Annotated in this window: 15 protein-coding genes; 6 read left to right on the top strand and 9 right to left on the bottom strand. The window is 70.5% G+C overall.

Annotated features, from left to right (window positions below):
• Position 1: 1 nt before the first annotated feature.
• The gene (locus tag OIE53_RS17840) at positions 2-1,786 is read right to left on the bottom strand and encodes an N-acetylglutaminylglutamine amidotransferase (RefSeq protein ID WP_327022674.1); all 1,785 of its coding nucleotides are present in this window, start codon (positions 1,784-1,786) and stop codon (positions 2-4) included.
• 285 nt (positions 1,787-2,071) lie between these two features.
• Here OIE53_RS17840 and OIE53_RS28495 point away from each other — a divergent pair, with 285 nt between their 5' ends.
• On the top strand, positions 2,072-2,233 hold the full coding sequence (locus OIE53_RS28495; protein ID WP_442791402.1) for a hypothetical protein: 162 nt from the start codon (positions 2,072-2,074) through the stop codon (positions 2,231-2,233).
• Positions 2,234-2,267: 34 nt separating this feature from the next.
• Here OIE53_RS28495 and OIE53_RS17835 read toward each other — a convergent pair whose 3' ends face one another.
• The 6 genes from OIE53_RS17835 to OIE53_RS17810 form a co-directional block, all read right to left on the bottom strand.
• Positions 2,268-2,558 (bottom strand): type II toxin-antitoxin system RelE family toxin, encoded by a 291-nt coding sequence (locus OIE53_RS17835; protein WP_327022673.1) that lies wholly within the window; start codon positions 2,556-2,558, stop codon positions 2,268-2,270.
• Positions 2,555-2,839, bottom strand: a complete 285-nt coding sequence (locus tag OIE53_RS17830) for a type II toxin-antitoxin system Phd/YefM family antitoxin (RefSeq protein WP_107260578.1) — start codon at positions 2,837-2,839, stop codon at positions 2,555-2,557. Before OIE53_RS17830 ends, OIE53_RS17835 begins: the two co-directional genes overlap by 4 nt.
• A 95-nt stretch (positions 2,840-2,934) precedes the next feature.
• Complete coding sequence (msrA, locus tag OIE53_RS17825; RefSeq protein WP_327022672.1) at positions 2,935-3,594, bottom strand: peptide-methionine (S)-S-oxide reductase MsrA; 660 nt, start codon at positions 3,592-3,594, stop codon at positions 2,935-2,937.
• Between the two features lie 73 nt (positions 3,595-3,667).
• Positions 3,668-4,627: a Fic family protein gene (locus OIE53_RS17820; protein WP_327022671.1), complete on the bottom strand. Its 960-nt coding sequence runs from the start codon at positions 4,625-4,627 to the stop codon at positions 3,668-3,670.
• 161 nt (positions 4,628-4,788) lie between these two features.
• Entirely contained in the window at positions 4,789-5,202 is a 414-nt protein-coding gene (locus OIE53_RS17815; RefSeq protein ID WP_327022669.1) for an HIT family protein, read from the bottom strand.
• 35 nt (positions 5,203-5,237) lie between these two features.
• Positions 5,238-7,406, bottom strand: coding sequence for a S8 family serine peptidase (locus tag OIE53_RS17810; protein WP_327022668.1), 2,169 nt, complete (start codon positions 7,404-7,406; stop codon positions 5,238-5,240).
• Between the two features lie 147 nt (positions 7,407-7,553).
• Here OIE53_RS17810 and OIE53_RS17805 point away from each other — a divergent pair, with 147 nt between their 5' ends.
• From OIE53_RS17805 to ilvA, 3 genes are all read left to right on the top strand, one after another.
• Complete coding sequence (locus tag OIE53_RS17805) at positions 7,554-8,696, top strand: cystathionine gamma-synthase (RefSeq protein ID WP_327022667.1); 1,143 nt, start codon at positions 7,554-7,556, stop codon at positions 8,694-8,696.
• A gap of 16 nt (positions 8,697-8,712) precedes the next feature.
• On the top strand, positions 8,713-10,122 hold the full coding sequence (locus OIE53_RS17800; protein ID WP_327022666.1) for an amidase: 1,410 nt from the start codon (positions 8,713-8,715) through the stop codon (positions 10,120-10,122).
• 146 nt (positions 10,123-10,268) lie between these two features.
• Positions 10,269-11,489 carry a threonine ammonia-lyase gene (ilvA, locus tag OIE53_RS17795; RefSeq protein WP_327022665.1) on the top strand — a complete coding sequence of 407 codons (1,221 nt, stop codon included), beginning with the start codon at positions 10,269-10,271 and terminating at the stop codon, positions 11,487-11,489.
• A gap of 120 nt (positions 11,490-11,609) precedes the next feature.
• Here the strand turns inward: ilvA and greA are convergent, their stop codons facing one another.
• Positions 11,610-12,107: a transcription elongation factor GreA gene (greA, locus tag OIE53_RS17790; RefSeq protein ID WP_327022664.1), complete on the bottom strand. Its 498-nt coding sequence runs from the start codon at positions 12,105-12,107 to the stop codon at positions 11,610-11,612.
• Positions 12,108-12,284: 177 nt separating this feature from the next.
• On the bottom strand, positions 12,285-12,719 hold the full coding sequence (locus OIE53_RS17785; protein ID WP_327022663.1) for a DUF4307 domain-containing protein: 435 nt from the start codon (positions 12,717-12,719) through the stop codon (positions 12,285-12,287).
• 265 nt (positions 12,720-12,984) lie between these two features.
• Here OIE53_RS17785 and mca point away from each other — a divergent pair, with 265 nt between their 5' ends.
• Together mca and OIE53_RS17775 are read left to right on the top strand one after the other, a co-directional pair.
• The gene (gene mca / locus OIE53_RS17780) at positions 12,985-13,866 is read left to right on the top strand and encodes a mycothiol conjugate amidase Mca (RefSeq protein ID WP_327022662.1); all 882 of its coding nucleotides are present in this window, start codon (positions 12,985-12,987) and stop codon (positions 13,864-13,866) included.
• Positions 13,867-13,914: 48 nt separating this feature from the next.
• On the top strand, positions 13,915-14,208 hold the full coding sequence (locus OIE53_RS17775; RefSeq protein WP_327022661.1) for a hypothetical protein: 294 nt from the start codon (positions 13,915-13,917) through the stop codon (positions 14,206-14,208).
• Positions 14,209-14,375: the final 167 nt, after the last annotated feature.

Here is a 14,375-nt window from a genome sequence, read left to right as displayed (position 1 = left end):
GTCAGTCGATTCCGTGGCTCTGGAGCCACATTTCCAGGAGTCCGAGTTGCCACAGCTTGTTTCCGTTCAACGGGGTCAGTTCGGCGTTTGGGGCGTCGAGCAGGGCGTTGACGTAATCGGTGCGGAACAGGTCGCGGCGGCGGGCCTCGGGCGCGTACAGGGCGTCCCGCACCCGGTCCAGGAGCTTGCCCTCCAGGTGGGTCAGCCCCGGCACCGGGAAGTACCCCTTAGGCCGGTCGATCACCTCGTGCGGCAGCACCCGGCGGCCGATCTCCTTGAGGACCCCCTTGCCGCCCTGGGCGAGCTTCAGCTCGGGCGGGCAGGCGGCGGCCAGTTCCACGAACTCGTGATCCAGGAAGGGCACCCGGGCCTCCAGCCCGTGCGCCATGGTCATGTTGTCGACCCGCTTGACCGGGTCATCGGTCAGCATGATCTGGGTGTCGATGCGCAGACCGGCGTCGACGGCGGTCTGCGCGCCGGGGGCGGACAGGTGCACGGCGACGAACTCCCGCGCCGGGTCCCCCTCGGCCAGCCAGTCGGGGTTGAGCACCTGGGCCAGTCCGGCCGCGTCGCGGTCGAAAAACGCCCGGGCGTACGTGTCGAGGGCCTGCTCGCGGTCGACCCGCGCCAGCGGCGGATACCAGTGGTAGCCCCCGAGGATCTCGTCGGCGCCCTGGCCGGACTGCACCACCTTGACGTGCCGGGACACCTCCTGACTGAGCAGGTAGAAGGCCACACAGTCGTGGCTGACCATCGGTTCGCCCATCGCCGCGACGGCGGCCTCCAGGGGCGGCACCAGATCCCGGGCGGCCACCCGGATCTGGTGGTGGTCGGTGTCGAAGGTCTTGGCGACGATGTCGGAGTAGCGGAACTCGTCGCCCTCCCGACCCCCGACCGCGTCGAAGCCGATGGAGAAGGTGGACAGGCCCCGCTGCCCCTCACCGGCCAGCAGCGCCACCACCAGGCTGGAGTCCAGACCACCGGAGAGCAGCACACCTACCGGCACGTCGGCCACCATCCGGCGGCGTACGGCCGTGGTCAGGGATTCGAGCAGGGCGTCCTGCCAGTCCTTCTCGGACCAGTCGGCATGCTCGGCCCGACGCAGGAAGGGCGGGCTCCAGTAGACCCGCTCGTGGCTGCGGCCGTCGGGCTCGTACACCCGGACGGTGGCCGGGGGCAGCTTGCGGACCCCGCGCAGGATGGTGCGCGGCGGCGGCACGATGCTGTGGAAGCTGAGATAGTGGGCCAGGGCCACCGAATCGATCGTGGTGTCCACGTCGCCGCCGGCCAGCAGGGCCGGCAGGGTGCTGGCGAACCGCACCACCCCGGAGGATTCGGCCAGGTAGAGCGGCTTGATGCCGAGCCGGTCCCGGGCCAGCACCAGGCGCCCGCTGTCCCGCTCGGTGATCGCCACGGCGAACATCCCGATCAGGTGGTCGACGAAGTCGAGCCCCCACTCGGCGTACGCCTTGACCACTACCTCGCTGTCCCCGGTCGAGAAGAACCGGTGGCCCTTGGCCGACAGTTCGGCGCGCAGCTCACGGTAGTTGTAGATGCAGCCGTTGAAGACGGCCGACAGCCCGGTGGCCGAGTCCACGATGGGTTGGCCGCTGGCCGCCGACAGGTCGATGATCTTCAGGCGTCGATGACCGAGCGCGACCGGGCCGTTGGACCACACTCCGCTGCCGTCGGGCCCGCGGTCGCACATCGTGGCGGCCATCCGCTCCACCGCGACGACATCGGCGCGCGTCGCGTCCGTTCGGAATTCCCCAGCCAGTCCGCACATGTCAAAACATGCTGCCAGAGGATGTTGCAGTCTGCCTGTTGAGACAATGACAGTCATGTAACAGACTTGCTAGAATCCGCGCCCCGCGTAACCCTGGCTGCCTCATGTTCGAGGCCTGGGGGCCCTCTGCCGAATCGTGCCCGGATGTCCCAGTCGGGAGGGGCCGGGCCCTGTGACGAACGCCCCAAAGATCAGCGGGGCCCGGTTCGCCAGCGAGGGCTCCCACGGCCTCGTTCAGGACCGTTGCGATGATGCGGGCGTGGACATCGACGAGATTCAGGCCGCATTCGACGACATGGCCACAACCTCTCGCTGGTCTTCTCGGACCTGGCCGTCGACACGGTCGACCGCGGGTACGCACCGTTCGTGGTGGCGGGAGGGGATCGTGACGCCACGGTCCCCTCCCGTAGGTCGCGAGACGCGCTCAGTGCGCTTCGGGGACCCTGACGAACAGTGATCTACTGATTCGCGCGCCTTTGAGTCAACGCGACCGGTAGGCGTCGGCGCGGTACTCGATGGCCGTCACGGTCACGAGGCGGTAGTCCTCGTCGATTTCGTAGAGAACGCGGTACGTGCCGCGCCTGGCCGACCAAGTCCCCTCGAACGGCGGCAGAAGCAGCCGTTTGCCGACGCGATGCGGGTTGTCGAGGAGAGCGGTGGTGATGAACTCGTAGACCGCGGCGGCGATTTTCTCTGGCAGCCGTCCGGCCAAGGCGCGTGCGGCCGGGCCGGTGACCTGAAGTCGGTAGCGGTCGGGGGCAGCGCCAGTCACCGTGCCTGCTTCGACCGCTTTGCCATCAGCGCCGCGAGTTCGTCGGCGTCGAGGACGTCACCGGCCTCGACGGCCGCCTTGGATTCGGCAAGTTGCCGCATGGCCTCGGCGCTGGATAGGACTTCCAGAGTCTCCTCCAATGCCGCGAGATCGTCGGCGGAGATGAGCACCGCGGCGGCGTGGCCGTGCTTGGTGATCTCTATCCGCTCGTGGGTCGAGGTCACCTCGTCGATGAGTTCCGAGAGGCGGTTGCGGGCGTCGGTGAACGGCACGACAGTCATGCTCGAAGTATAGGCAGTCACTGGCGCGAAGTCTGTACAGATCTTGAGGGTTGGCGGCGCAGGCCACCGGGCCGTAAGCCCGATGGCCTGCGGTTCTAGGCCGTCTTGGCTACACCAACCGGACAAGTCATGCCATTGGGGCCATGGTTGCAATAACCGTTCGGGTTCTTGGTCGGAGCCAAATACTGTTGGTGGTAATCCTCGGCCAGGTAGTAGTCACCGAGCCGTCCGATCTCCGTGGTGATCTCACCCTTGCCGGCGCGGGCCACGATCGGGGCGAAGGCGTCCCGGGAGGTCTGGGCGGTCGCCAACTGGTCGTCATTGGTGGCGTAGATGGTCGAGCGGTACTGGGTGCCCACATCGTTGCCCTGGCGCATCCCCTGGGTGGGATCGTGGTTCTCCCAGAAGACCTTGAGCAGGTCCTCGAAACTGATCCGGGCCGGGTCGTAGACCACCTGGACCACCTCGGCGTGCCCGGTCATCCCGGAGCAGACCTCCTCGTAGGTCGGATTCGGGGTGTAGCCCCCCGCGTAACCGACCGAGGTGGTGTAAACGCCCGGCAGGGACCAGAACAACCTCTCGGCGCCCCAGAAACACCCCATCCCGAACACCGCGACCTGCAAACCCTCGGGGAACGGACCCTTCAGCGGGGTGCCGAGCACCTCGTGCCGGTCGGCGACCGGCATCGCGATCAGACGGCCGGGCAGGGCCTGGTCGGGGGAGATCATCTCGGCCTTCATGCGGCGGAGGAACACGGTGGAACTCCTTTCGTACCTTCCCCGCCTGCAACACCGGCGGACCCCACTTCCTTACCCGCCCCGCCAACGGTCAGGCCCGCCCCCGCCGCCACCGGGTCCGCGCGTACTCCTGCACCCAGCTCCGGCTGCTCCGCCAGGCACCGTCGTCCCCCTTGACCGCCCGCAGGCGTCCACGGCTCGCCGCAACCCGAAGGGCGGCTTCCGACAGTTCACTGGTGGCGAGAGCCGGCAGTGGCACGAGGTGTGCCGAATCCGCGGCGGCTGGTATCAGGAAGCGGTGGATGTTCCCGGTGACGCTGCGGGCGATCAACTCCCCCAGGGCGCCCGGGTCACCCTGGTCGGCTCGCTGCAAGGCAGTCAGGTACCGGCTGCGGTCGCGCTTGTAGATGATGGCCGGTGGATAGCCGAGCCGGCCGAGCAGAAGGCTCAGGACCAGCCGTCCCGCGCGGCCGTTGCCGTCCAGGAACGGATGAATGACCTCGAAGCGGTGATGAATCACGCCCAAGCGTTCCGCGAGTGGCACCTCGCTGTCGGTGCGCAGTGTTTCGGTGGTGTCCACCCAGCTTCGGAGGAGGGAATCCACCTCGGGCCAGGGCGGGGGCTTCATGCCGCCAGGGAATCTGGCGATTTCGTGCTGCCGGAAGTTGCCTGGGGCCTCGGCGTCGAGGGCGTGTGGATGCGGTGCCACGGTCCATACCGGGGTCATGGCCAGGTAGTGGATGTGTCGGATCTCCTGCATCGACACGAGGGAGCCGTCCTGCCAGTCGCCAGGCTCCAGCGCCTGGCCGTAGACCCACTTAGCGGCCTCCGCGTACCCCTGGACCTCCATGTAGTCGCGCAGCGGTTTGGCGCCGATCGCCCGGCCTTCGTCGAGGAGCTTCTCGACCTCGTGCAGGATCAGGGTGTTGCCCTCGATCGCGGTGCTGTTGTGGGCCTCCTGGTGCCAGATGTCGGACCAGATGTCGGCAGCCTCGCCGGGGCGGGGAAGGCCGCCGAACTGGTCCCGTAGCTCCTGGACCGCCTCTTCCATCCGGCGGTGAACCTCAGCACGGCTCGGGCGTCCTGGGCCTGGCACGGTGACTCCAAGATTTTGTTCGTCAGGGCGGATTTAACTGTACCGAACAAAATCGAATTTGTTCGGTAGCGGGAAAAGAACCTGAACGAACAATTTCGGGTACGAGGTCGGGGATGTCAGGGCAGGGCGGCGTGGATCCGGTCGGCGTACGAGGTGGCCTCGGTGTCGTCGGCGTAGCGGGTACGCGGCCAGAAGAAGCCGCGCAGGCCGTCACCCTTGGTCCGGGGCACCACGTGGGTGTGCAGGTGCGGCACGGACTGGGACACCCTGTTGTTCATCGCCACGAAGGTGCCGCCCGCACCCAGCCCGGCCTCGACCGCGACGGCCAGCCGCTGGACCAGCCCGAAGTAGTCGGGCAGTGACTCCGGCGGCAGGTCGGCCAGGGCTACCAGGTGGGTACGGGGCACCACCAGCACATGCCCCTTGAACACCGGCCGGGTGTCCAGGAAGGCCATCCCGGCCGGCTCGTCCACGACCCGGAAGGCCGGCACCTCGCCCGCCACGATCCCGCAGAACACGCAGCCCGCCATCGCCCCAGGCTAGGGCAACTCTCCGGTCCCGTGGCTCACCACAGGCTGGCGGGCATCGGGATGGCGGTGCCCCCGGCGAAGTTGTCGTGCCAGCGGCGCAGGTCGGTGAAGTAGCCCCCGTTGTGCGACCGGACCACGTGCACGTGGGCCATCGCCCCCCGGCTGAAGGCGACCAGGTCGGCCCGCCCGTCGCCGGTGAAGTCGCCGGCCCCCGGGATCGCGCCGCCGCCCGGGAGGGTCCAGGCCCAGCGGGTACGCGGCAGGAAGTGGTTGCCGGCGGAGAGGGCCACGTCGGCGTACTGCCCGTTGAGGTTGACCGCGGCCAGGTCATCGCGTCCGTCGCCGTCGAAGTCGCCGACCAGCGGCACCTCGCTGCTGCCGAGGTTGAGGAAGTAGTCGAGCCACTGGTACGCCAGCACGAAACCGCTGCCGGTGGAGAGGCCGACGCTCGCCGCCGTACCGGTGAACCGGTCGACCGCGATGATGTCGTCCCGGCCGTCCCCGTTGACGTCCCCGACCAGCGGGACGTCGTCGTCCCCGACGAAGTTGTCGTGCCAGCGCACGCTGGTGCCGACGAACTGGGTGCCGTTGGAGAGGGCGACATAGACGTCCCGGACGTTCTCCCGGACGAAGGTCGCGATGTCGGCCCGCCCGTCACCGTTGAAGTCACCGGCCACCGGGGTCTCCTTGAAGGCGGCGAACCAGGTGTGCCAGAGCTGGGAGGGCCCGAAGGAGGCGCCGGTGGAGAGGGCGACATAGACGTCCGCCGCGGTGCCCCGGGTGAAGGTGATCAGATCGTCGCGGCCGTCGCCGTTGACGTCGGCGAGCATCGGGAACTCCTGCCCGGCGGCGAACCAGGTGTGCCAGCGGGTGGCCGCGCCGAAGCTGGCACCGTTGGACAGTGCCACATGCACCTCGGGCTGGACGCCCCGGGTGAAGCTGACGATGTCGTCGCGGCCGTCGCCGTTGACGTCGGCGTACCGTCCCGAGAAACCGTCGTTGCCCGGCCCGCCCGGGTCGACGTACAGCACCAGGTTGGGCGAGCCGGCCGGGTCGGTGATCCGGTCCCGGGTGGCCTCGTCGGCCAGCCGCGCGGCGACGGTCCGGGGCGAGGCGGTGGGGAAGCGTTGCAGGTAGCGGGCCACCGCCCCGGTGACGAGGGGCGCCGCCGCCGAGGTGCCGCCGAAACCGGTGGTGGTGGAGGTGTCGCTGGCCGCGGTGACGGTGCGGACCTGCTCGCCGAAGGAGAACAGGTCCACGCACGGGCCGAAGTTCGAGTTGGGCAGCCGGTCCCGCAGGGCGTGCACCATACCCACGGTGATCACGTCCGGCACTCGGGCGGGGGAGTAGCCGCAGGCGTTCTGTCCGTGGTTACCGGCGGAGGCGACCACCGGGATGCCGGCGGTGAGCACCGCGTTGACGGCGTCGTCGAGGGCCTGGTTCGCGGTCGTCGCCAGGCTCATGTTCACCACCGCCGGCCGGACCGCGTTGGTGACGATCCAGTCGAGTGCGGAGATGGCCCAGGAGACCTGCCCGGGGGTGCAGCCACCCACCCGGACGGTGTGCAGGCGCACCCCCTTGGCCACCCCGTGCACGGTGCCGCCGATCAGGCCGGCCACCTGGGTGCCGTGCCCGGAGCAGTCGCCGGTGCCCCACTGGTCGATGCCCTGCGGCACGAAGTTGACGTCCCCGGTGGCCCGGCCGCCGAAGTCCGTGTGGGTGTGCCGCATCCCGCTGTCCATGACGTAGACGTGCACCCCCTGGCCGGTGGTGTCGTAGGCGTACGAGCCGTCGAAGGCCCCACCGTGCTGGTCCAGGGCGTCCAGGTGCCAGGGCGGGTTGGTCTGGGTGGCCTGCGGGAGCAGCAAGGCGTCCTGGGCCACGTACGCCACCTGCGGCTCCTGGCTGAGCCGACGGGCGTCCGCGGTGGACATCCGTGCCGTGAAACCCGGCAACGCGGACCGGTAACTGGCGGCCAGCGCGCCGGGGTGCCGGCGCAGCAGCGAACGGGCGCTGCCGTCGACATCCCGGGTGGCGTCGCCCCGCAGCACCACTATCCAGCTGTCGGCCACCGCGGCCCCCGGAGCCGGGGCGAACTTCCCGGCCGCGAACGCCGGACCCGGCGGTGCCAGCAGCCCACCGGCCGTGGTCAGGACACAGACGGCCGCCGCAGCCAGGAAACGGCGGCGCAGGACACGGGCCACGGGCTCTCCTCGGGGTACGGTCGCCGGCCGGGCAAGATCCCGTCGGCGGGTTCCCCGCATGGTGACAAAGCCCCACCATGATCGATATGACCGCCCGGGTGACAGGTTCCGTCCGTTGGGACGGACTGGAGGACTAACGTTCCGGGCATGAGTCACGGTTTTGACACGCTCGCCATCCACGCCGGCCAGGACCCCGAGGCCCGCACCGGCGCGGTGATCCCACCGATCTACCAGACCAGCACCTACGCCCAGGACGCCGTCGGAGCGCCCCGGCAGGGCTACGAATACAGCCGTTCCGGCAACCCGACCCGTGATGCCCTGCAGGAGTGCCTGGCCGCCCTGGAGGGCGGGCCGGTCGGGCTGGCCTTCGCCAGCGGCCTGGCCGCCGAGGACGCCCTGCTGCGTACCGTCTGTGTCCCCGGTGACCACGTGGTCATCCCGGACGACGCCTACGGTGGCACCTACCGGCTGTTCGCCAAGGTGGCGCAGCGGTGGGGGCTGTCGTACACCCCGGCCAAGGTCTCCGACCCGGACGCCGTGCGGGCCGCGATCCGGCCCGGCAGCACCAAGATCGTCTGGTTGGAGACCCCGACCAACCCGCTGCTCGGCATCGCCGACATCGCCACCCTCGCCGGGGTGGCGCACGACGCCGGGGCGCTGCTGGTGGTCGACAACACCTTCGCCTCGCCGTACCTGCAACAGCCGATCGCCCTCGGCGCCGACGTGGTGGTGCACTCCACCACCAAGTACATCGGCGGACACTCCGATGTGGTCGGAGGCGCCCTGGTCGCGGCCGACCCCGCCCTCGGGGAGGAACTGCGCTACCACCAGAACGCGATGGGTGCGGTCAACGGCCCCTTCGACGCCTGGCTGACCCTGCGCGGAATCAAGACCCTGGGCGTACGGATGGATCGGCACTGCGACAACGCCGAGCGGATCGCCGGGTACCTGGAGGGGCACGCCAAGGTCGCCCAGGTGCTCTACCCGGGGCTGCCCAGCCACCCCGGCCACGAGGTGGCGGCCAAGCAGATGCGCCGGTTCGGCGGAATGATCTCCTTCCGGGCCGCCGGGGGCGAGGAGCACGCCGTCGAGATCTGCAACCGGGCGAAGCTTTTCGTGCTCGCCGAGTCCCTCGGCGGGGTGGAATCCCTGATCGAGCACCCGGGCCGGATGACACACGCGAGTGCTGCGGGCTCGCCGCTTGAAGTTCCCGGCGATCTCGTGCGACTGTCTGTCGGCATCGAGACGGTCGAAGACCTGCTCGCCGATCTGGAGCAGGCGCTGGGCTGACCGCTGGCTGGGGAGGGTGGCCGTGCAGGACATCATGCCGACCTGGGTGGGGGCGACCGCCAAACAGATCGCCCGGGGGGTACGCCGGGGAGATGTCTCGGCCACCCAGGTCCTGGCCGACCACCTGGACCACATCGCCAAGGCCGACACCGACCTCGCCGCGTTCCGTACCGTGCGCGGCGGGGAGGCGGTCACCGAGGCGGAGAAGGTCGACGAGCAGGAGGACCTGGCCAACCTGCCGCTGGCCGGGGTGCCGGTGGCGGTCAAGGAGAACACCCCGGTGGCCGGGATGCCCACCTGGAACGGCTCCGCCGCGGTGCGTACCGCCGTCGCCGAGGCCGACCACGAGGTGGTGCGCCGGCTACGTGGCGCCGGGGCGGTGATCCTCGGGGTGACCCGGATGCCCGAGCTGGGCCTGTGGGCGGTGACCGACGACGACAGCGCGGTCACCCGCAACCCCTGGGACCTGGCCCGTACCCCCGGCGGCTCCTCCGGTGGCGCGGCGGCGGCTGTGGCGGCTGGGCTGGTGCCGATCGCCCACGGCAACGACGGGCTCGGCTCCATCCGGATCCCGGCGGCCTGCTGTGGTCTGGTCGGCCTGAAGCCCGGCCGTGGGGTGGTGCCCTGCCAACTCGGTGCGGAGGACTGGTTCGGGCTGACCGAGCACGGCATGCTCAGCACCACGGTCGCCGACGCGGCGGTCGGCTTCCAGGTGCTGGCCGGACGCGCCCAGCAGAAGCTGGTGCCACCGCAGCGGCTGCGGGTCGGTGTCTCGCTGCGCTCACCGGTGCGGGGTGTCTCGCCCGACGCCCCGAACCGGGAGGCGGTCGCCGCCGCCGGGCGGCTGCTGGCCGCCGCCGGTCACGACACCCTCCCCGCCGACCCGGTCTATCCGACCGCCCTGGGGTTGCAGGGCATCGCCACCTGGTTCGCCGCGGCCGCCGCGGACGTGCGGGCCGCCGCAGTCGACCGGCGCAGCCTGCAACCCCGCAGCCGCCGGCATGTAGCCCTCGGCGAGTGGGCCTGGCGGCGGGGGTACGTCCGGGAGGCCGACCGGACGGCCTGGCGGGAACGCTCCATCGGCTTCTTCACCGACCACTCCGTGGACCTGCTGCTCACCCCGGCCCTGGCCGCCGCGCCGCCGCCGGCCACCAGCTGGTCGGCCCGCTCCTGGCAGACCAACATGCTGACCAGCATCCGGTACGCCCCGTACGCCGCGCCCTGGAACGTCGCCGGCCTCCCCGCCCTGGTGGTGCCGGTGGGACGCCGTCCGGACGGGTTGCCGCTGGCCGTGCAGCTGGTCGGCCCCCCCGGCTCGGAGCTGCTCCTGCTAGGGGTCGCCGGCCAGTTCGAGATGGAGGCCCCCTGGCCCCGGCACGCCCCCGGGTACCCCCGGGTCGGGACGGGTGCCGCGGCCAGCGCATAGCGCGGGTTGCGGGTGGGTCCTGGCGCCGCCGTTTCGGCGCAATGGCGGGGTGCGGGGCGGTGGCATACCGCCACTACGGCGTAACGGAGTCGATCACGCGCCAGTCGATCCCGGCATCCGGTACGGCGGGTGGCACGATCAGGGGCATGACGGAACTGGTCACCCTGGACGATGTGCGGGCCGCGCGGGAACTGATCGCCGGGGTCACCCGCACCACCCCGCTGGAGCCGTCCCGTCCGCTGAGCGCCGCGCTCGGCGGGCCGACCTGGCTGAAGTGCGAGAACCTGCAACGGGCCGGGTCGTACAAGGTCCGGGGGGCCTATGTGCGGATCTCGCGGCTGTCCGCGCAGGAGCGGGCCCGGGGGGTGGTAGCGGCCAGCGCCGGCAACCACGCCCAGGGGGTGGCCCTGGCCGCCGGGCTGGTCGGCACCCAGGCCACGGTCTTCATGCCGGTGAACGCGCCGCTGCCGAAGGTCGCCGCCACCAAAGGGTACGGCGCCCGGGTCGAACTGGCCGGGGCCAACGTCGACGAGTCCCTGGTCGCTGCGCAGGCGTACGCCGAACGAACCGGGGCGGTGCTGATCCATCCGTTCGACCACCCGGACGTCATCGCCGGACAGGGCACGGTGGCCCTGGAGATCCTGGAACAGTGCCCCGAGGTGGAGACGATCGTCACCGGGATCGGCGGCGGTGGATTGATCTCCGGCATGGCGGTGGCGGCCAAGGCGCTCCGCCCGCAGGTACGGGTGATCGGGGTGCAGGCGGCCGGAGCCGCGGCCTTCCCGCCGTCCCTGCTGGCCGGCGAGCCGGTCCGCCTGCCCACCTTCGCCACCATCGCCGACGGCATCGCGGTGGGCCGGCCCGGCGAGATCACCTTTGCCCACGTACGCAAGTTGGTCGACGAGGTCGTCACCGTGACCGAGGAGGACATCTCCCGGGCGCTGCTGATGCTGCTGGAGCGCGGCAAGCAGGTGGTGGAACCGGCCGGCGCGGTGGGGGTGGCCGCCCTGCTGGCGGGCGTCGTCCAGGTGCAGGCCCCGGTGGTGGCCGTGCTCTCCGGGGGCAACATCGATCCGCTGCTGATGCTGCGGGTCATCGAGCACGGCCTGGCGGCAGCCGGCCGTTATCTGCGGATCACGGTGCGCTGCTCGGACCGGCCGGGGCAACTGGCTTCGCTGCTCAGTGAGATCGCCGAGCACCGGGCCAACGTGGTCGACGTGGTCCACCAGCGGGCCCACCCGCACCTGGGTCTCGGCGAGGTCGAGGTGGCGTTGTCGGTGGAGACCCGGGGGGTCGAGCACTCCGACACCCTGATCAGTGCCCTGCGGGCCAGCGGCTATCAGGTGACCATGGCCCCGGAGGCCTGACACCTACCGGTGTCAGGCCTCCGGGCGTGGATGCCATCGGTCACGGCGCCAGCCGCCGCCAAGCCAGCGCGGGCCGCCGAGTCAGCGTCGGCTGGCGTCTAGCTGGCGCGGGCGGCTGAGTCAGCCGGAGAACGGCTCGAAGCTGACCACGGTCACCTTGATGTCCGCACCGCTGGGTGCGGTGTAGGTGCAGGTCTGGCCGGCCTTACCGCCCAGGATCGCCTGGCCGAGCGCCGACTCCGGGCTGTAGACCGTGAGGTCGGTGGTCGAGGCGATCTCGCGTGAGCCGAGCAGGAATGTCTCCGTGTCATCGGCGTCGTCGTCGAAGTAGATCGTCACGACCATCCCGGGCGCCACGGCGTCGGCGGTCGGCGCCTCACCGACCTGGGCCGTGCGGAGCAGTTCCTTCAGGTAGAGGATGCGCCCCTCGGCCTTGCCCTGCTCCTCACGGGCGGCGTGGTAGCCGCCGTTCTCGCGCAGGTCGCCTTCCTCACGCCGGGCGTTGATCTCGGCGGCGATGATCGGCCGGTTGGCGATCAACTCGTCGAGCTCGGCCTTCAGGCGGTCGTACGCGTCCTGGGACAGCCAGGTGGCGGGCGCCTCGTTGCCATTGGACACAGGCGGTCCTCCTCGGTTGTGCGTGCTGGCTGACAGGTGAACCTTTAAGTTACCAGTGTCGTACGACAAGGAGTGTCGGTGATCACGTCCGCCGGGCGGGGCCGGCGGCCACCCACCGAGCGGCCGGCGGTCCCAGACCCGGGGGACAGCGGGCTCAGACCCGGAGGCAGCGCGGCCTCAGGCCGGGGGTCGGCAGCGGACGACCTCGCCGATGAAGGGGCGTGCGCTGGTGGCCAGTCGATGCCGAACGGTGACCTGTCGTTCCCCCTGGGCCGCGCTGACCGGGACCTCCTCCCGGGCCACCTCGGCACCGGCGTTGTCCCGGGCCCGCAGCAGGCACACCGCTGACCCGCCCTCCGGCAGGTTCACCCGGAAGTCGATGACCACCTGCCTGTCCGTGATGTCCGTGTAGGTGATCACCTGGGCGCCGTAGGCGGGGTCACCGTACTGCCGGTAGAGCCGGACGGAGACCGCGGTGAGGGCGGCCACCAGGACGACCAGCAGCAGCGCGGTCAGCAGGGGCCGGCGGCGGCGGGGCTCCCGGCGGCGTCCGTACCGGCCGGGGGGGAACACCGGCGCGCCCGGTGGAATTGTGGCGTGCGTCTCGGTCACCGGCGGGTATCTCCTGGCGTTTGTGTCGGCGGTATGGGCAAGAATGGCGGAGGTCCGTCCTTCCTGCCCGACTCGGTGGTGCGGGTACCCACACCGTTGGGCGCCCGGTCCTCTGGGATGCTCGGTCTCTCGCTGCCCGGCGCCAATGATGGCTGGTGTCAAATATGACAGGCCGGCGCGGTGCGGTACCGCGCCGGGCAGGAAATCCGGCAGGCCACGATGGCCCCGGGGGTCAACCGCTGGGCAGAGACGAGGAGCGCCGACGTTGGCAGAGCAACTTCGACTCATGGCCGTCCACGCACATCCCGACGACGAGTCGAGCAAGGGCGCCGCCACCATGGCGAAGTACGTCGCCGAGGGTGTGGACGTGCTTGTCGTGACGTGTACCGGCGGGGAGCGCGGCAGTGTGCTCAACCCCAAGCTGGACCGGCCGGAGGTGTGGGCCAACATCGCCGACATCCGGCGAGCCGAGATGGACGCGGCTCGCGCCATCCTCGGGGTCGAACAGGCCTGGCTGGGCTTCGTCGACTCGGGCCTGCCCGAGGGCGACCCCCTGCCCCCGCTGCCCGAGGGCTGCTTCGCCCTCCAGGACGTCGAGGTGGCCGCCGCCCCACTGGTACGCCTGATGCGTCAGTTCCGGCCCCACGTCGTCACCACCTACGACGAGGACGGCGGCTACCCGCACCCCGACCACATCATGTGCCACAAGATCAGCGTGGCGGCCTTCGAGGCGGCCGGCGACGCGGAGCGCTATCCCGAGCTGGGTGAGCCGTGGCAGCCCCTGAAGCTCTACTACGACATCGGGTTCTCCAAGGGCAAGATCCTGGCGCTGCACGAGGCGATCCTGGCCACCGGAGCCGAGTCCCCGTACGAGGAGTGGCTGACCCGCTGGGAGGACCGCCCCGACAAGGGTCCCCGGATCACCACCCGGGTGGACTGCGCCGAGTACTTCCCGGTCCGGGATGACGCCCTGCGGGCCCACGCCACCCAGGTCGACCCGGACGGTTTCTGGTTCCAGGTGCCGATGGAACTGCAGCGACGCGCCTGGCCGACGGAGGACTTCGAACTGGCCCGGTCCCTGGTCGACAGCCCGCTGCCCGAGTCGGACCTCTTCGCGGGCATCCGGCAGACGGCGCATGCCCGCTGATCCGGCGGCCGGTTACCCTGGTCGGACACCGCATTTCGGAGGAAATCCATGCTGACCGCCGTCCAGGTGCTCGCGCAGAACAACTTCGGGGACACTCGGACCGGTGGCCTGGCCGGGCCGATGGGCCTGTTCCTCATCCTGGTGCTGGGCACCGCGACCGTGCTGTTGATCCGCAACATGAACTCCCGGCTGCGCCGGCTGCCGGACAAATTTCCTGCCCAGCAGCCCAACACCCCTGCGGCAGCCGAGGGCGCGAGGGTCAGTGATCCGACAGATGGGACCGTCACGGCGGATTCATCCACGGACACCGCCAACCGGCACCAGCAGCACCGGGACGGGTGACCGGGGCATGATTCACGTCCAACCGGATGGTCGCCCCCTGTTGCGACCACCGGCTTTGGCTTAGCCTTCCGCCGGGGGGACCAGAAGTCCCCATGCTGCGCGGAAGGGGGCGTCGATGACCATCACGATGATGTCGACCCCTCACGTACCCTGTCGTCGGCTGGCAG

Origin of the sequence: Micromonospora sp. NBC_01739 (genome assembly GCF_035920385.1) — a bacterium.
Lineage (GTDB): Bacteria > Actinomycetota > Actinomycetes > Mycobacteriales > Micromonosporaceae > Micromonospora.
This window is presented reverse-complemented; position numbering and strand designations above follow the sequence as displayed.